Source organism: Methyloceanibacter sp. (genome assembly GCF_049590335.1).
GTDB lineage: Bacteria > Pseudomonadota > Alphaproteobacteria > Rhizobiales > Methyloligellaceae > Methyloceanibacter.
Genome location: NZ_JBAWCQ010000060.1, coordinates 1 through 16,983, shown reverse-complemented (window position 1 = coordinate 16,983; position 16,983 = coordinate 1). Strand labels below are relative to the sequence as shown.

The 16,983-nt window shown below is 62.1% G+C and carries 20 protein-coding genes; 18 read left to right on the top strand and 2 right to left on the bottom strand.

The genetic code is table 11. The features are described from left to right. Positions 1-221: 221 nt before the first annotated feature. The 12 genes from WBQ77_RS04805 to WBQ77_RS04750 all read left to right on the top strand — a co-directional run bounded on the left by WBQ77_RS04805 (position 222) and on the right by WBQ77_RS04750 (position 8,508). On the top strand, positions 222-1,625 hold the full coding sequence (locus WBQ77_RS04805) for an L-lactate MFS transporter (RefSeq protein ID WP_424059139.1): 1,404 nt from the start codon (positions 222-224) through the stop codon (positions 1,623-1,625). Continuing rightward, positions 1,622-1,762, top strand: a complete 141-nt coding sequence (locus WBQ77_RS04800; RefSeq protein ID WP_424043846.1) for an MFS transporter small subunit — start codon at positions 1,622-1,624, stop codon at positions 1,760-1,762. The genes WBQ77_RS04805 and WBQ77_RS04800 overlap by 4 nt, the downstream gene beginning before the upstream one ends. Positions 1,763-1,902: 140 nt before the next feature. Continuing rightward, entirely contained in the window at positions 1,903-2,022 is a 120-nt protein-coding gene (pqqA, locus tag WBQ77_RS04795; protein WP_424059137.1) for a pyrroloquinoline quinone precursor peptide PqqA, read from the top strand. Positions 2,023-2,248: 226 nt separating this feature from the next. Next, positions 2,249-2,338 carry a pyrroloquinoline quinone precursor peptide PqqA gene (gene pqqA / locus WBQ77_RS04790; protein WP_045363338.1) on the top strand — a complete coding sequence of 30 codons (90 nt, stop codon included), beginning with the start codon at positions 2,249-2,251 and terminating at the stop codon, positions 2,336-2,338. A 239-nt stretch (positions 2,339-2,577) separates the two neighbouring features. Beyond that, positions 2,578-2,901, top strand: coding sequence for a DMT family transporter (locus WBQ77_RS04785; RefSeq protein WP_424043847.1), 324 nt, complete (start codon positions 2,578-2,580; stop codon positions 2,899-2,901). Next, entirely contained in the window at positions 2,898-3,968 is a 1,071-nt protein-coding gene (locus WBQ77_RS04780) for a MaoC family dehydratase (protein ID WP_424043849.1), read from the top strand. Before WBQ77_RS04785 ends, WBQ77_RS04780 begins: the two co-directional genes overlap by 4 nt. 149 nt (positions 3,969-4,117) lie before the next feature. Further along, positions 4,118-4,627, top strand: coding sequence for a superoxide dismutase family protein (locus tag WBQ77_RS04775; RefSeq protein WP_424059135.1), 510 nt, complete (start codon positions 4,118-4,120; stop codon positions 4,625-4,627). Positions 4,628-4,723: 96 nt separating this feature from the next. Further along, positions 4,724-4,879, top strand: a complete 156-nt coding sequence (locus WBQ77_RS04770) for a hypothetical protein (protein ID WP_424043853.1) — start codon at positions 4,724-4,726, stop codon at positions 4,877-4,879. 146 nt (positions 4,880-5,025) lie between these two features. Next, a complete protein-coding gene (sdhC, locus tag WBQ77_RS04765; protein ID WP_424043855.1) occupies positions 5,026-5,430 on the top strand; it encodes a succinate dehydrogenase, cytochrome b556 subunit in 405 nt (134 codons plus the stop codon). A 2-nt stretch (positions 5,431-5,432) separates the two neighbouring features. Continuing rightward, positions 5,433-5,807, top strand: a complete 375-nt coding sequence (gene sdhD / locus WBQ77_RS04760; protein ID WP_424043857.1) for a succinate dehydrogenase, hydrophobic membrane anchor protein — start codon at positions 5,433-5,435, stop codon at positions 5,805-5,807. Between the two features lie 6 nt (positions 5,808-5,813). Then, positions 5,814-7,655, top strand: coding sequence for a succinate dehydrogenase flavoprotein subunit (gene sdhA / locus WBQ77_RS04755; protein ID WP_424043859.1), 1,842 nt, complete (start codon positions 5,814-5,816; stop codon positions 7,653-7,655). Positions 7,656-7,719: 64 nt separating this feature from the next. Further along, entirely contained in the window at positions 7,720-8,508 is a 789-nt protein-coding gene (locus WBQ77_RS04750; RefSeq protein ID WP_424059133.1) for a succinate dehydrogenase iron-sulfur subunit, read from the top strand. Positions 8,509-8,581: 73 nt separating this feature from the next. Here the strand turns inward: WBQ77_RS04750 and WBQ77_RS04745 are convergent, their stop codons facing one another. Then, positions 8,582-9,058 (bottom strand): hypothetical protein, encoded by a 477-nt coding sequence (locus tag WBQ77_RS04745; protein ID WP_424059131.1) that lies wholly within the window; start codon positions 9,056-9,058, stop codon positions 8,582-8,584. 119 nt (positions 9,059-9,177) lie between these two features. Between WBQ77_RS04745 and WBQ77_RS04740 the strand changes: the two genes are divergently transcribed. Continuing rightward, the gene (locus WBQ77_RS04740) at positions 9,178-9,690 is read left to right on the top strand and encodes a cupin domain-containing protein (protein ID WP_424059129.1); all 513 of its coding nucleotides are present in this window, start codon (positions 9,178-9,180) and stop codon (positions 9,688-9,690) included. Positions 9,691-9,708: 18 nt separating this feature from the next. Here the strand turns inward: WBQ77_RS04740 and WBQ77_RS04735 are convergent, their stop codons facing one another. Beyond that, complete coding sequence (locus WBQ77_RS04735; RefSeq protein WP_424059128.1) at positions 9,709-10,221, bottom strand: hypothetical protein; 513 nt, start codon at positions 10,219-10,221, stop codon at positions 9,709-9,711. Positions 10,222-10,413: 192 nt separating this feature from the next. On the opposite strand from WBQ77_RS04735, the gene mdh reads away from it, so the two are divergent. The 5 genes from mdh to WBQ77_RS04710 form a co-directional block, all read left to right on the top strand. Then, positions 10,414-11,382, top strand: a complete 969-nt coding sequence (mdh, locus tag WBQ77_RS04730) for a malate dehydrogenase (protein WP_424043867.1) — start codon at positions 10,414-10,416, stop codon at positions 11,380-11,382. A gap of 29 nt (positions 11,383-11,411) precedes the next feature. Next, entirely contained in the window at positions 11,412-12,578 is a 1,167-nt protein-coding gene (sucC, locus tag WBQ77_RS04725; protein WP_424059126.1) for an ADP-forming succinate--CoA ligase subunit beta, read from the top strand. 61 nt (positions 12,579-12,639) lie between these two features. Continuing rightward, on the top strand, positions 12,640-13,512 hold the full coding sequence (gene sucD / locus WBQ77_RS04720) for a succinate--CoA ligase subunit alpha (protein ID WP_424043871.1): 873 nt from the start codon (positions 12,640-12,642) through the stop codon (positions 13,510-13,512). Positions 13,513-13,590: 78 nt separating this feature from the next. Further along, positions 13,591-16,479 carry a 2-oxoglutarate dehydrogenase E1 component gene (locus WBQ77_RS04715; RefSeq protein WP_424059123.1) on the top strand — a complete coding sequence of 963 codons (2,889 nt, stop codon included), beginning with the start codon at positions 13,591-13,593 and terminating at the stop codon, positions 16,477-16,479. A gap of 56 nt (positions 16,480-16,535) precedes the next feature. Then, a partial coding sequence (locus tag WBQ77_RS04710) for a biotin/lipoyl-containing protein (RefSeq protein WP_424059121.1) occupies positions 16,536-16,983 on the top strand: 448 nt, incomplete at its 3' end.

Genomic DNA, 16,983 nt, shown 5'->3' with positions numbered 1-16,983 from the left:
TATTTCCTATCGAACCTTGGCGGAGGCAGCGATGTCCCCGAAGCCGGCGGGCTGGGGGGGCACCAGCCGCCGTGACCTCCGTCTGAGGGCGGCGAACGGCACATGCGTGCGCTCAGAATGCGATTATGCGGGACCGCCCTCTTGCGATGCGGCGCAAGCCCGTTCAGAGTGGCCGCCAATAAGCGCGCAAAAGCGCGATTTGAACGGGGGAGAGACCACACATGACGACCGCAGCACACGCGGAATCTGGAGGCTTGTTCGGCTGGCTCAACCGGTCGCACACAGTGGCGAAGCCGGGCTTTAGCCGATGGCTGGTGCCACCCGCGGCGCTTTGCGTCCATCTTTGTATTGGCCAGGTATACGCATTCAGCGTCTTCAACCTGCCGATGACGAAGCTGATCGGCATCACCGAATCCGCCCCCGACGACTGGAAATTGACCCAGCTCGGCTGGATCTTCTCCATCGCCATCGTCTTTCTCGGACTTGCGGCGGCCTTCACGGGTACCTGGCTCGATCGCGTCGGCCCGCGCCGGGCGATGTTCACCGCGGCGCTGTGCTTCGGCGGCGGCTTTCTCGTTTCGGCGCTCGGCGTCCACCTGCACCAGCTCTGGCTGATCTATCTCGGCTATGGCGTGCTCGGCGGCTGCGGTCTCGGCCTCGGCTATATCTCGCCGGTGAAGACGCTGATCACCTGGTTCCCGGACCGGCCCGGCATGGCCACAGGCATGGCTATTATGGGCTTTGGCGGCGGCGCCATGATCGCCTCGCCCTTGTCGGTCTTGCTAATGGAACACTTTTCCAGCCCCACCAACGTGGGCGTGACCGGCACCTTTGTCACGATGGGCCTCATCTACATGGCTTTCATGATGATTGGAGCAACCATCGTCCGTGTGCCCCCGCAAGGATGGGTTCCGGAGGGCTACGTGCCGCCCGCAGAGCCGAAAAAGCTGGTCACCACCGCCCATGTTCATGTGGACGAGGCGCTGAAGACCCCGCAATTCTATCTCCTGTGGGGCGTGCTCTGCTTGAACGTGACGGCGGGCATCGGGGTGCTGGGCCAAGCCTCCGCCATGAGCCAGGAGATGTTTCCCGGTAAAATCACGGCCCTGGCCGCGGCCGGCTTTGTCGGCCTTCTCAGCCTGTTCAATATGATCGGCCGCTTCTTCTGGGCCTCCACGTCCGACTATATCGGGCGGCGGACCACCTACATGATCTTCTTCGCCCTCGGTATGGTGCTCTACGCCGCCGTGCCGTGGACAGGTCAGACCGGCTCGATCGTCCTGTTCGTGGCGTTCTACTGCGTGATCATGACGATGTATGGCGGCGGCTTCGCCACGATCCCGGCCTATCTCAGGGATGTGTTCGGCGTCCGCTATGTCGGGGCCATCCACGGGCGTCTCCTGACCGCCTGGTCCACGGCAGGCGTCCTCGGGCCGGTGCTCGTGAACTACATCCGCGAATACCAAATCAATAACGGCGTGCCGAAAGCGGACGCCTATTCGGTGACCATGTACATCATGGCGGGCCTTCTCCTCGTCGGGTTCATCCTGAACTGGCTGATGACCCCGGTGGATGAGAAGCACCACATGACCGAAAAAGAACTCAAAGCGTCAATGGAGGCATGATGAGCGACACCACCCATCACGAAACAGTCTCGGGCGCGAACAAGGTCAAGCTGGTGCTGGCTTGGACGCTCGTGAGCGTTCCGCTCCTCTGGGGCGTCTACAATACGATCGAGAAGGCCGCGCAATTGTTCAAGTGATCGTCAGAAACTGACAGATTGTCGCAATCGGCCGATTTAAGAGAGTACTAGCCTACTGTTCTGCAAGGATAATTTTTGTAAGAATCTGTTAATGCACGAGTCATGCGACTCTCATCCGCCATCCCCATTATCTAAAGACGATGTTCACCGAACAAACCAAGGAGACGACCATGAAAGAGTGGCTGAAGCCCGAGATCACCGAGTCCGAAGCTGGTATGGAAGTGACTTCCTACCTTCCTGCTGAGCTCGACCGCGCTTAATTCGCGCTGATCTAGTTAAGTTTTAAAAAATGGCGGTCCTAGCGGTATGCGGGGCCGCCATTTTTGTTTGAGCATTTGCCTATCCCCCCGGCGCGTTCGTTTTTCCCCGCCCGCTTAGCGCCCCGACACCATCCTCCGCTGTTCAGATTGTTTTCATTGACGCGTCATGCGCCTCTCATCCAAATTGCCGCACCTTAGGAAACTAATGAAACAAAAGGAGACGACCATGAAAGAGTGGCTGAAGCCCGAAATCACCGAGTCCGAAGCTGGTATGGAAGTGACTTCCTACCTCCCGGCCGAGCTCGACCGCGCGTAGTTTTCGCGCTGATCTAGCGAACCTTTGAACAATGGCGGTTCTCGCGATGGCGGAGCCGCCATTTTTTATGGGCTGGTATGGCGCCGCCTCACCCACGGCTTGAAGAGTCCCCTCCTCCCGCAGCGTGACAGACCGCCCTCCCGAACCTATGGTCCGGAACGCTGGGCGGCCCTTGCACTTGCGGGACGCCTTGCTCCCCGTCGCAGGATGGATTCTGAGACCGCAAGAGGACCCCTGCCATGCCCTGGACCAACCTGATCATTGCTGGGCTGTTTGAGATCGGTTTCGCCTCGACCCTCAAACTCACCGAGGGCTTCACGAGGCTCTGGCCGACAGCGATCTTCACCGTCTGCATTATTCTCAGCTTCCTCTTCCTCAATAAAGCGGTCAAAGACATCCCGATCGGGACGGCCTACGCGGTCTGGACCGGGATCGGTGCGGTTGGCACTGTCATTGTCGGTATCCTGGTCTATAAGGAGCCGGCTACGGCCTTGCGGCTCTTTTTCATCGCCACGCTCATCGGCTCCATTATCGGATTGAAACTCGCAACGACGACCACATGACCCAGACAAACAAGATCGACCGCACCGTTACCGGAAACTATTTCGAGGATTTCAAAGTCGGCGAGGAGATCGTGCACCCGACGCCGCGCACCGTCACCGTTGGCGATGTCAGCGTCTATACCGCCCTCTATAGCGGCCGCTTCGCGGTGCAATCCTCGGACGCTTTCGCCCAGAGTATCGGCTACCCGCGCTCACCCATCGACGACGTCCTCGTCTTCCATTTTGTGATCGGCAAGACCGTGCCGGACGTGTCCCGCAACGCGATCGCCAATCTGGGCTATGCGGAGTTCCGTTTCCTCAAAGCCGTCTACCCTGGCGACACTATCGCCTCGACCTCGGACGTGATCGGCGTCAAGCAGAACTCCAGCGGCAAGAACGGAACGGTCTATGTGCGCACCACCGGCCGCAATCAGAAGGGCGAGGTGGTCTTGTCCTTCGCGCGCTGGGTGATGGTCGTAAAGCGCGATCTCGATGCGCCTGCGCCCGAGACCGTGATCCCGGAGCTCGACAAGAGCGTCGCGCCGGAGACACTCGGCAAGGCGCTGCCGCCGCTGAAGCTCACCGTCTACGACTATGCGCTTGCAGGATCCCCGCGGCGCTGGGGCGACTACGCGGTCGGCGACAAGATCGATCACGTAGACGGCCAGACCATCGAAGAGGCCGAGCACCAGATGGCCACACGTCTGTTCCAGAACACCGCGCGCGTGCATTTCAACCAGCACCGCGAGTCCCAGGAACGCTTCGGCCGCCGCCTCGTCTATGGCGGGCACATCATCTCGATTGCCAGGTCGCTCAGCTTCAACGGACTTGCCAACGCCTTCCACGTCTTGGGGCTCAACGGCGCACGTCACGCGGCGCCCTCCTTCGCCGGCGACACGATCTATGCGTGGAGCGAAGTTCTCGACAAGGCCGAACTTCCGGGCCGGTCGGACGCCGGCGCGCTACGCCTGCGCACCTTTGCCGTGAAAGACCGCAACTGCGCGGACTTCCCGGGCGTCAAAGAGGACGGCAAGCTCGAAGACGGCGTTGTACTCGATATGGACTACTGGGTCGCGTTGCCGCGCTAGCCGATCAAGGAATTGTGCGGGCGCATCGCCGTCACGGCGCCTTCCCGTGATCGTCGCATCCGCGTTAGACTAGCTTGCCTAATGTGCGCGGGCTGGCCTGCGTCGAAGTTCGCCCCGCACGAGAAGCCTACCCCAAAGGAGATGCAACGATGATCCGTACCACGCTTTGCTTTGCGAGCGTCCTCGCTCTCCAAGTCGCGCTCGCAGGCACCGCCGGTGCCGCTGAGATGGCCAAAGCGGTTCTGAGCGACCCGGACGGCAAAGAGGTCGGGACGGTCACGCTGACCGCCGTGCCGACCGGCGTCCTCCTGAATGCAGAACTGACCGCATTCCCTGAAGGCACGCACGCCTTCCACATCCACGGAACTGGGAAATGCGAGCCGCCGAGCTTCAAGTCCGCCGGGGGACACTTCAACCCGGAAGAAGACCAGCATGGCCTCGAGAACCCGGCCGGTCCCCATGCGGGCGACATGCCCAATATTAATGTTCCGGCGAACGGCAAGCTCCATATCGAGGTGATGAACCAGATGGTGAGCCTGCCGGGTCTTCTGGAAGGAGAAGGCACGGCCATCGTCGTCCATGAAAAAGGCGACGACTACGTATCGAACCCGGCCGGCGACGCCGGCCCCCGTATTGCCTGCGGTGTGATCAACGAATAGGCACTTGTCCCTAACGCCGGCCTTTAATGTAAACCTTCTGTAAAATATTTCAGTTGCATTCTCACCCCTCTTAGTTTTGCGACTTGGGGGGTACCCATGGCTTGGGAAGGACCGTTTGACGGTATGATGGGCGGAGTGGCCTACATCGTCGGCTCTCACGTTTGGGAGTCGCTCGACGGTGGCCAGACCTGGATCATGTCGAAATTGGCCGACGACGTGGAATCGTGCTTCGAGATCGCGCAGCCTGCGTAACAGCCTAATTTCCCGTGTAAATCTGGGTGCCTCGTGCGCCCATCCCGCCACTGGGCGCCGGTCCTGAAAAGCCGTGCGCCCCGATTGCCCCTGTCTTCTCTCTGCGTTATGAGAAGACTGTTCTGGGCAACACATAATAAATTCCAATGACAAATAAGCTTGAGGCGGAGCGGCCTCTATCTCCGCATCTGCAGATTTACCGGCCGATGCTGACGATGATGATGTCGATCGCGCATCGCATCACAGGCGCGGCGCTGGCGGTCGGGTTCGCGCTCCTAACCTGGTGGCTGGTGGCCGTGAGCATGGGTCCGGATGCCTATGACTGCGTCCAGAGCTTCTTCGGAAGCCTTTTCGGCCGCGCGCTGCTGTTCGCTTTCACCTGGGCGCTGATCCACCACATGCTCGGCGGCATCCGTCATCTGATCTGGGACACGGGCGCCGGCCTCGACAAGCAAACAGTCGAAATCTTTGCCCTCGCGACAATTATCGGCTCCATCGTGCTGACGGTCCTAGTCTGGATCATCGGCTATTACCGGATGGGAGGGCTCTAGCCATGGCGACACCGCTCAAGCGCGTGCGCGGCCTTGGCGCCGCCCATCATGGAACCGAGACCTTCTGGCGCCAGCGGCTGACCGCCGTCGCCAACGTTCCGCTCGTCATCTTCCTGATCTGGTTCGTGGTCGCCCATGCCGGCGCGAGCTACGGCACGGTGAAGGCTTGCCTCGCCAACCCGGTCGTAGCGGTGTTGATGCTGGCGCTGATCTGGTCCGCTGTGATCCATATGCGGATCGGTCTGCGCGAGATCATCGAGGACTATCTTCACCACAAGCTGTGCAAGACCGCCTCACTCATGCTCGCGACCTTCTTTGCCGCGCTGGTCGGGATCGCCTCGACCCTCGCCATTTTGAAAATCAGTTTCGGAGGCTGATGCGCCATGCCTCAAGACGCCACGCCAACTACGCCGCACAACGCCGTCACTGTGAAGGGCCGTGCTTACGAGATCACCGACCACGCCTATGACGTCATCGTCGTCGGCGCGGGCGGATCGGGACTGCGCGCCGTGGTCGGCGCCAGCGAGGCGGGCCTTCGCACCGCCTGCATCTCCAAGGTCTTTCCGACCCGCTCGCACACCGTGGCGGCCCAAGGCGGCATCGCCGCGGCGCTGGGTAACATGGGGCCCGACGATTGGCGCTGGCATATGTACGACACCGTGAAGGGGTCGGACTGGCTCGGCGACCAGGACTGCATCGAGTATCTCTGCCGTCACGCGCCAGAAGCCGTCTACGAGCTGGAGCATTGGGGCGTGCCCTTCTCCCGCACCGAGGACGGCAAGATCTTCCAGCGCGCTTTTGGCGGCATGACGACGGAGTTCGGCAAGGGCCAGGCGCGGCGCACCTGCGCTGCCGCCGACCGTACCGGCCATGCGATGCTTCACACCATGTACGGCCAGGCGCTGCGCCAGTCGGCAGAGTTCTACATCGAGTATTTCGCCATCGACCTGATCATGGACGACGAGGGCACCTGCCGCGGCGTCATCGCCATCAACATGGCCGACGGTACGATCCATCGTTTCCGCGGACATCAGACGATCCTGGCTACGGGCGGCTACGGGCGGGCTTATTTCTCCTGCACCTCGGCGCATATATGCACGGGCGACGGCAACGGCATGGTGCTGCGCGCAGGACTCCCCCTACAGGACATGGAGTTCGTGCAATTCCATCCCACCGGTGTCTATGGTGCGGGCGTGCTCATCACCGAGGGCGCGCGCGGCGAGGGCGGCTTCTTACGGAACTCCGAAGGCGAGAAGTTCATGGAGCGCTATGCGCCTTCCGCCAAAGACCTGGCCTCACGCGATGTGGTGTCCCGCGCCATCACCATCGAGATCCGGGAGGGCCGAGGTCACGGCCCCGACAAGGAGTACATGCACCTGCACCTCGACCATTTGGACGAGGACGTGCTGGCGGAGCGCCTGCCGGGCATAACGGACTCGGCCCGTATTTTTGGTGGCGTCGACGCCCGCGAGGAGCCCATCAAGATCATTCCGACCTGCCACTACAATATGGGTGGCATCCCAACCAACATGCACGGCGAGGTGATTGCGCCTAAGAACGGCGATCCCGACGCCACAGTGCCGGGGCTCATGGCGCTTGGCGAAGCGGCTTGCGTATCGGTCCATGGCGCCAACCGCCTGGGCTCGAACTCTCTGATCGACCTGGTCGTGTTCGGCCGGGCCGCGGGGCTGCGCTGTGCCGAACTCATTCCGCTGGGCTCGGCCATTCCGGAGTTGCCGAAGGGTGCGGGCGAGGCGGCTATCGCGCGCCTGGACGGTTTCCGCTACGCCGATGGCGGCACACCCACCGCCGAGCTGCGGCTCGCGATGCAGAAGACCATGCAGCGCGACTGTTCGGTATTCCGCACCAAGGAAGTGCTCGAAGAGGGCGTTAAGAACATCAAGAAAGTCTGGGGCGACGTGGCCGACATCAAGGTCACCGACCGCTCGCTAATCTGGAACACGGACCTGATCGAGACGCTCGAATTCGACAATCTCATCTCTCAGGCTGCCGTGACCGTGCAAGGGGCGCATGCTCGCGAGGAATCGCGGGGCGCCCATGCCCGCGAGGACTTCCCCAAGCGCGACGACAGTGAGTGGATGAAGCACACCCTGTCCTACGCCGATTACGGCACGCACACGGTGAAACTGGACTTCCGCCCGGTGCACACTTTCACGCTGTCGAACGAGGTCGCTTACATTGAGCCGAAAGAGCGGGTTTACTAGGAACGCGGGTGCAAACGCGGTTCAGGCCGAGACCAAACCGGCCGGCGCAAAGGATTAAGCTGAGATGGTCCAATTCACACTTCCCAAAAACTCGAAGATCACGAAGGGCAAGGAGTGGAACCAGCCCGCCGTGGATGCCGAGTCCGGACGTTGGCGCGAATACCGCGTCTACCGCTACGACCCGGAAACCGGTGAGAACCCGCGCGTCGACACCTACTGGGTGGACTTGAACGATTGCGGGCCGATGGTTCTGGATGCGTTGCTTTGGATCAAAAACACGATCGACCCAACGCTGACCTTCCGCCGCTCCTGCCGCGAGGGCGTTTGCGGCTCGTGCTCGATGAACATCGACGGCACGAACACGCTGGCCTGCACCATGCACGCCGAAGAGGCGAAAGGCGCGGCCATCGCGATCTATCCGCTGCCCCATATGCCTGTAATCAAGGACCTCGTGCCGGATATGTCGCAGTTTTATGCGCAGCACCGGGAGATCGAACCCTGGCTCAAGACCGATAGCCCGACGCCCCAAAAGGAATGGCGCCAAAGCCATGACGATCGCGAAAAGCTCGACGGGCTCTATGAATGCATTCTGTGCGCCTGCTGCTCCACGGCCTGCCCGTCCTATTGGTGGAACGGCGACCGTTATCTCGGCCCGGCCATACTGCTGCAGGCCAATCGCTGGGTAGAGGATACGCGCGACGAACGCACCGGCGAGCGGCTCGACGATCTGGAAGATCCCTTCCGGCTCTATCGCTGCCACACCATTTTGAACTGCACTAAGGCCTGCCCTAAGGGTCTGAACCCGGCGGCGTCCATCGCCAGCCTGAAGCGGAAAATGGTCGAGCGGTCATAGCGGCTGCGCGCTTATCCGCCGCAGTTCGATCCGTCTTTTGAAAAGCTCGGCCCTTGCGCCGGGCTCTTTCGGTCTAGCCAGAACAGCGGGGCAGCGAGAACACGCAGGTCGGCACCGCTTCCTTCCGCATTTGCGCGGCCTTCTCAGGGTCCTTTTCGGCCTGCCAAGCATAAGGGCTGCGGCCCTCCTTGTGGGAGTAGCTCACCCGAATCAGCTTTCCGCTGGAAAACGTCAAGCTCGCCGTACAGGTCGCATCCTTTGGCGTGCCGCCCGGGACCGGTCCCGCACCTTTGTAGTGATAGACGAGCGTTTCAGCGCCGCCGCTGGCCGGGATCCGCGAGCGCGGCTGGCCCGCGCAGCCCAAGATCTGCTGCTTGCTCATGCCGATATAGGGCTTGCCGTGATCGACCCGCGTGAGGTCCTGGATGGCCTGTTCGGGGCCCGACAATCCTCCCGCACAGCCCGACACAAGGATGGCCAGCCCCCCGATCAAGGCGACCACTCCTATAGAGCCTACCAAGAAGTCTTCCCGTCTTGCGCGCAATCTCATGTCATCCCTTAGCCCCGAACACGCCGTAACGCCAGATTGCGGGCGCTTTGGGGCGATGGCGCGCCGCGAAATGGCACAAATTCCCTGGTCCGGCCCGCATTCCAAGCTATTGTGCGGGCATGATCCAAGCGAAAGAGCAGCGCTCAAAAACGACACGGGCCTGGGTCGGCTTGGGCCTGTTGCTGACGGTATGGCTTGGCGTACCGGGCGTGCAGGCCCGCGAGCCCAACGCGCCGCCGCAGGTCGAAACCCAGCACGTCGAGACGAAACCCCTGGCGGGCGATCCGCGCAAGGAAATCGATATTCAAATCTATACCTTCCCGCCCCAAAGCGCCGTGCCCTGGCACATCCATAAAGACGCGGTCGAAATCGAATACGCGCTTCAGGGCTCGATCATGCTGCAGGAAGAGGGCAAGCCGCCTTATGCGGTCGCCGAAGGCAAGACCAACATCCTGCCCCCGAACGTGGTTCATCGCGGTTGGAACCCGAGCAAGACGGAGCCGGCCAAGCTCTACGTGGTTCGGATCAAACCAAAGGGCTCCCCGCTCGCGACCCTGGTCGAGACGCAGGCCCGCAGGTCGGGTGCGCCTGCGGCAGCAGACTATCCGGAAGATGCAGGGCCTGAGAAATAGCCCGCGAGGGCACCGCGCTTAGGGCTGATCGCTAGGCTGATCCGTCCGGTTGAGCAGGGCGTAAAGCCCCGCCGCCCACGCAAACGCCACGACAACCCAATAGAAGATCTTAGCGGGCGTGCCCAAATGCATCCCCAGCGCCGAGCCCTCGAACGTGCCGAAGCCGGCGATCACCGTGTAGAAGGCCGCGAAGGCGAGGACAAAGGCGATGGCATTGCGCGGGCGGAAGAAGCCGATCAGCGTTCCGGCCAGCCCCCAAACGAAGTTGACCGCGGCCTGAAGCGGGTTCAGCCGGAACCCGGGCGGGAAACTGTTGGGATCGGCGTCGAAGCCGTACACCGCGTAGGACACGAGCATGATCCCGCCGAGCGCCAGAAAATAGCTGGCGCAGCGCGCGGCCCAGACCACCAGCGGCAGGGGCGGAGTCGCGTCCAGCTCTTCATCCGTCGGCGCGCGCCGTTCTTCGTCGGGTCCAAGTTTTGAGTCAGATCCCGACCCAGATTCGCTCTTCGCAGGTTGGTCGCCGGTCATCGCCTCTCCAGGATTTCCATCCGCTGGCTAAGACTATCGCCTAATGCACCCTGCTGCGAACCAAAGATAGGCTGCGCGCGAATCGCAACCTTGCGCCCAGACGCGATTGCATCTAACCATCAATCGCTGTGGTAGCGGCCGGAAAAAATCACGGAGCGGCAGCCGGAAACGCAGAAATCGGGAGGGAAAGTTATGGCGCGTAATAAGATTGCATTGATCGGTGCTGGCCAAATTGGCGGCACGCTTGCTCACCTCGCTGGTATCCGGGAACTTGGCGAAGTCGTCCTCTTCGACGTCGTGGACGGCGTCCCGCAGGGCAAAGCGCTCGATCTTTCGCAGTCGGCGCCGGTCGAAGGCTTCTCTCCGAAATTCAAGGGCGCGAACGAATACGCCGATATCAAAGACGCCGATGTGGTGATCGTCACCGCCGGTGTGCCCCGCAAGCCCGGCATGAGCCGCGACGATCTGATCGAGATCAACCTCAAAGTCATGGAGCAAGTGGGCGCCGGGTTACGTAAATACGCGCCGGAAGCGTTCGTGATCTGCGTCACCAACCCGCTCGATGCGATGGTGTGGGCACTCCAAAAGACTTCAGGCCTACCGCGCAACAAGGTAGTGGGCATGGCTGGTGTCCTGGACAGCGCGCGGTTCAGGTACTTCCTCTCGGAGGAATTCGACGTCAGCCCCCAAGACATCAACACGATGGTCATGGGCGGCCACGGCGACACCATGGTGCCGCTGATCCGCTACTCGTCGGTCGCTGGCATTCCACTGGCCGACCTCGTCAAGATGCGCTGGATCACCCAGAAACGGCTGGACGAGATCGTACAGCGGACCCGCGATGGCGGCGCCGAGATCGTCGGCCTTCTGAAGACCGGCTCGGCTTATTATGCGCCCGCCGCGGCCGCGCTCGACATGGCCGAATCCTATCTCAACGATAAGAAGCGCGTACTGCCCGCCGCCGCCTACCTGAATGGGGAGTATGGCGTGAAGGGCATTTATGCCGGTGTTCCCGTGATCATCAGCGCCAAGGGCGTCGAGCGCGTCATCGAGCTCGACCTGACCTCCGCTGAGAAGGACGCGCTGATGCATTCCGTCCAGGCGGTGAAATCCCTGGTGGAAATCTGCCAGCGCATCGCTCCCAACCTCGCAGCTTCGTAAGACGGCGCGCCCCCGTCCGGAGAGTTTTTATGAATATCCACGAGTATCAGGCCAAGGACCTGCTCAAGGCCTATGGCGCCCCCGTGGCCAAAGGCGTGGTGGCCGAGACGGCGGAGCAAGCCATTGAGCTCGCGAAGGAGCTAAATGGCGACATCTTCGTCGTGAAGGCACAGATCCATGCTGGCGGACGCGGCAAGGGCGGCGGCATCAAACTCGTCAACACCATCGAGGAGATGCATGCCGAGACCGACCGTATGCTTGGCAAGCCGCTGGTGACGCCGCAGACCGGACCCAAGGGCCGGGTTGTGCGGAGCGTCTATGTGGTCGAGGACACGACCATCGCCCGCGAACTTTACCTCTCTCTGCTCGTCGACCGCACCACGGGCCGCGTCGCGTTCGTCGCATCGACCGAGGGCGGCGTGAATATCGAAAAAGTGGCGGCGGAGACACCGGAGAAGATCACGACCATCGATGTGGACCCCGCCACGAGCCTCAGCGGGTTTCATGGGCGCGTCATTGCCGATGCGCTGGAGCTGAAGGGCGACCTCGCCAAACAATGCGGCAAGCTGATCAAGACGCTCTACACGCTGTTCATCGAGAAGGACGCGAGCCTCATCGAGATCAACCCGCTGGTCGTGACCAAAGAAGACACGCTGGTCTGTCTCGACGCGAAGATTGGATTTGAGGACAACGCGCTGTTCCGCCATCCCGATATCGAGGCGCTGCGCGACATCCACGAAGAGGACCCGGCCGAGGTCGAAGCCTCCAAGCACGACCTCTCCTACGTCAAGCTCGACGGCAATATCGGCTGCATGGTCAACGGCGCCGGCCTCGCAATGGCGACGATGGACATCATCAAATACTACGGCGCCGAGCCCGCGAACTTCCTTGATGTGGGCGGCGGCGCGACCAAGGAAAAGGTCACCTCCGCGTTCAAGCTCATCCTATCCGACCCGAATGTGAAGGGCGTGCTCGTCAACATTTTCGGCGGCATCATGCGGTGCGATACGATCGCCGAGGGCATTATCGCCGCGGCGAAAGAGACGAACATCGCCGTACCTCTGGTCGTGCGCCTCGAAGGCACCAATGTGGAGCGCGGCAAGGAACTGCTCTCCAAGTCCGGCCTCGCCATCATCCCGGCCGACGACCTGGACGACGCCGCCAAGAAGGCGGTGGCCGCGATCGGCGCTGGATAGCGCACCAAGGTCATTATTATTCTGTCACACATCCTTCCTCGAACCGGCTTAACTTTGCACCATGTCAGTCCTCGTCGATAAGAATACGCGTGTCATTTGCCAGGGCTTCACAGGTTCTCAAGGGACCTTCCACACCGAACAAGCGATCACTTACGGCACCGAGATGGTCGGTGGCGTCACCCCCGGAAAAGGCGGTACGACCCATCTCAACCTGCCCGTCTTCGACACGGTCCGCGAGGCGGTTGCCGCGACCGGCGCGACGGCCTCGGCGATCTACGTGCCGCCGCCCTTTGCCGCCGACGCCATCCTGGAGGCCATCGACGCAGGCATCGGACTTGCTGTGTGCATCACCGAGGGCGTTCCCGTCCTCGATATGGTCAAGGTTAAGCGCGCGCTAACAGGATCGAATACGCGGCTGGTCGGCCCGAACTGCCCGGGCGTCATAACGCCGGGCGAATGCAAGATCGGTATCATGCCCGGCCATATCCACACCCCTGGACGCGTGGGCATCGTGTCCCGCTCCGGCACGCTGACCTATGAGGCCGTGGCCCAGACAACCGCGGTGGGTTTTGGTCAAACTACCTGCATCGGCATTGGCGGCGATCCCGTCAACGGCACGAACTTCATCGACGCGCTCGCCCTGTTCCTTGAGGACGATGCCACCGAGGCCATCATCATGATCGGCGAGATCGGCGGCAGCGCCGAAGAAGACGCCGCCGAGTTCCTGGTCAAGGCCGGCAACAAGAAACCGATCGTGGGCTTCGTGGCTGGCGCGACCGCACCGCCCGGACGCCGCATGGGCCATGCCGGTGCCGTTATTTCGGGCGGCAAGGGCGATGCAAAGAGCAAAATTGAGGCAATGCAGGATGCCGGGATCGTCGTATCTCACTCCCCTGCCGCGCTTGGAACGACGCTTGCAGGAATATTTGGCTAAAGGTGCGCTGGGCGCCAAACGCTTGCCTTTATTGCCCGGCACGCCGGAGGTCCTAGAACGGACCGGAAGGTTGGTGCCATGACGCGTTACGAAGCCAGCGAAGTTTTCGCCCACACCTCTTTCCTGGACGGTGCCAACGCTACCTATCTCGCTGAGCTCTACGCGCTCTACGAAGCCGACCCCGCCTCTGTTTCGGAGGACTGGCGGAACTTCTTCGCCAATCTCGGCGACGAGGCCAAGATCGTAATCGCCGACGCCGAAGGCCCATCCTGGGGCGCCTGGAACCGGGGGCGCTCCTGGACGGACGCCGCCGCCGCGCCCCCCGCAGCCATCGCTCCCGCCGGCGCCCTGACTCAAGCCGAAGCGCTCGATGCCGCCCGCGATACGCTCGGCGCGCGCATGCTGATCCGCGCCTACCGCACCCGGGGCCATCTGATCGCAAAGCTCGACCCGTTGCGTCTCACCGAGCGTGGCGCGCATCCCGAGCTAAACCCCGAGACCTATGGCTTCACGCCGGCGGACTATTCGCGGCCGATCTATATCGGCGGGGCGCTGGGCTTTGAATTCGCCGATCTCGGTCAAGTCCTTGCGGTCCTGGACAAGACCTATGCAGGCACTATCGGCTTTGAATACATGCACATCTCCGATCCCGAGCAGCGGGCCTGGATGCAGGAGCGGATCGAGGGCACGGAGATTCAGTTCACGGAGCAAGGCAAACGCGCGATCCTGAGTAAGCTGATCGAATCCGAAGGGGCCGAGCGGTTCCTCAACGTCAAATACACAGGCACCAAGCGCTTCGGACTGGATGGCGGCGAATCTATGGTTCCGGCACTCGAACAGATTATCAAGCGCGGGGGCCAGCTCGGCGTCCGCGAGATCGTCATCGGCATGCCCCATCGCGGCCGCCTCAACGTGCTCGCCACTGTTATGGCCAAGCCGTGGCGCGCCATTTTCAATGAGTTCCGCGGCGGCTCCGCCCACCCCGACGATGTCGAGGGGTCGGGCGATGTGAAATACCATCTCGGCGCCTCGTCGGATCGCGAGTTCGACGACAACCGGGTTCACTTGTCACTCACAGCCAACCCATCGCATCTGGAGATCGTCGATCCGGTGGTGCTCGGCAAGGTACGCGCCAAGCAGGACCAGGCCGGCGATACCGAGCGCAAGACGATCATGCCACTCCTGTTGCATGGTGATGCCGCTTTTGCCGGCCAGGGCGTAGTGGCCGAGTGCCTTGGATTGTCTGGCTTGCGCGGCCACCGCACCGGCGGGTCGATCCACTTCATCGTGAACAACCAGATCGGTTTCACCACGGCGCCGCGCTTCTCGCGCTCCTCGCCCTACCCCTCCGACGTCGCCAAGATGATCGATGCCCCGATCTTCCATGTGAACGGCGACGATCCAGAAGCCGTCGTCCATGTCACCAAGATCGCCACGGAGTTCCGCCAGCGCTTCGGCAAACCGGTGGTCATCGACATGTTCTGCTATCGCCGCCATGGCCACAACGAAGCTGACGAGCCGGCCTTCACCCAGCCGCTCATGTATCAGCGCATCGCCGAGCACCCCCGCGTGGTCGAGATCTATGCTGACCGGCTGCTCAAAGAAGGCCTCGTCTCCAAGGAGGAAGTCGATGGACTGCAGGCGAAGTTCCGCGACTTCCTAGAAGAAGAGTTTCTCGCTGGCGAAACCTACCGTCCCAATCGCGCCGACTGGCTGGATGGACGCTGGTCGGGCATCGGCTTTGCCGAGGAAGGGGCGCGTCGCGGCCTCACCGGTGTCGATCTCGACGTCCTGCGCGAGGTAGGCCACAAGCTGACCGAGATTCCGCCCACCTTGACGCCGCATAAGACGATCGCCCGCATCATGAGCACACGGCGCCAGTCGATCGACGAGGGCAAGGGGATCGATTGGGCGACCGCCGAGTCTTTGGCCTACGGCACACTGCTGGTCGAGGGCTTCAAGATTCGTCTCTCCGGCCAAGACTCCGAGCGGGGCACCTTCTCTCATCGTCACTCGGTCTTGATGGATCAGGTGAACGAAAACAAATACACGCCGCTGAAGCATCTGGGCAAAGAGCAGGGCGACTTCGAGGTCATCAATTCGATGCTCTCCGAAGAAGCCGTGCTCGGTTTCGAATATGGCTACAGCCTCGCCGAGCCCAACGCGCTCGTCCTGTGGGAAGCCCAGTTCGGCGACTTCGCAAATGGCGCCCAGGTGATAATCGATCAGTTCATCTCGTCGGGCGAGCGCAAATGGCTGCGTATGTCGGGCCTCGTGCTGCTGCTGCCCCATGGCTATGAAGGCCAGGGACCTGAGCATTCCTCGGCCCGGCTCGAGCGCTACCTCCAGCTTTGCGCCGAGGACAATTGGCAGGTCGTCAACTGCACGACGCCGGCGAATTACTTCCATGTGCTGCGGCGCCAGCTGCACCGGCAGTTCCGCAAGCCACTGGTGCTCATGACGCCGAAATCCCTACTCCGGCACAAGAAGGTCAAATCCGATATCGCCGATTTCGGACCCGACTCAAGCTTCCACCGGCTGCTCTGGGACAATGCCGAACGCATCGCGGACTCGCCCATCAAGCTTGTGCCCGACAGCGAGATCCGGCGCGTCGTGCTCTGTTCAGGCAAGGTCTATTATGACCTGGAGGCCGAGCGCGAGACGCGCGGCACATCGGACGTCTATCTCCTGCGCATGGAGCAACTCTATCCGTTCCCGGCCCGGGCGCTGATCCAGGAACTGGGCCGGTTCAAGGACGCCGAAATTGTCTGGTGCCAGGAAGAGCCCAAAAATATGGGCGCCTGGAGTTTTGTGGACCCGAATCTTTCTTGGGTACTCGATCATATCGATGCCAAACACCGGCGCGCGCGCTATGCTGGCCGCCCGAGCTCGGCGGCGACAGCGACGGGACTGATGTCAAAGCATGTCAGAGAGTTGAAGGCCCTGCTCAACGAAGCGCTGGGTTAGGCCAGGAGGCGATGCGTCCCGTCAGGGACAGACAGGAAGGACGGGCGAATACGGCCATGACGACAGAAATCCGGGTTCCGACATTGGGCGAATCCGTCGTCGAGGCGACGGTGGGGCAGTGGTTCAAGCAGGCCGGCGAAGCAGTCGCCGCCGACGAGCCGCTGGTCGAGCTCGAAACCGACAAAGTAACGGTCGAAGTGCCGGCGCCGGCCGGGGGCGTGTTGTCCGAAATCGTCGTGAAGGAAGGCGAGACGGTCGAGGTCGGCGCGCTTCTGGGTGCGATCACGGCCGGAGACGGCGCGACGGTTGCGCCAGCCCTGAAAGCCGCCGCGGCCAGACCCGCCGAACCGAAGCCAGTACCGCAGCCATCGGCCCCAGCGCCCGCCGCCGAAGCTTTGGCGCTGGTGCGCGAGCCGCATATCCGCGCCGAAATTGCCCCGGCCACCATGCCGCCCTCGCCCTCAGCCCAGAAGCTGCTTGAGGAGACGGGGCTGTCTGCCGACC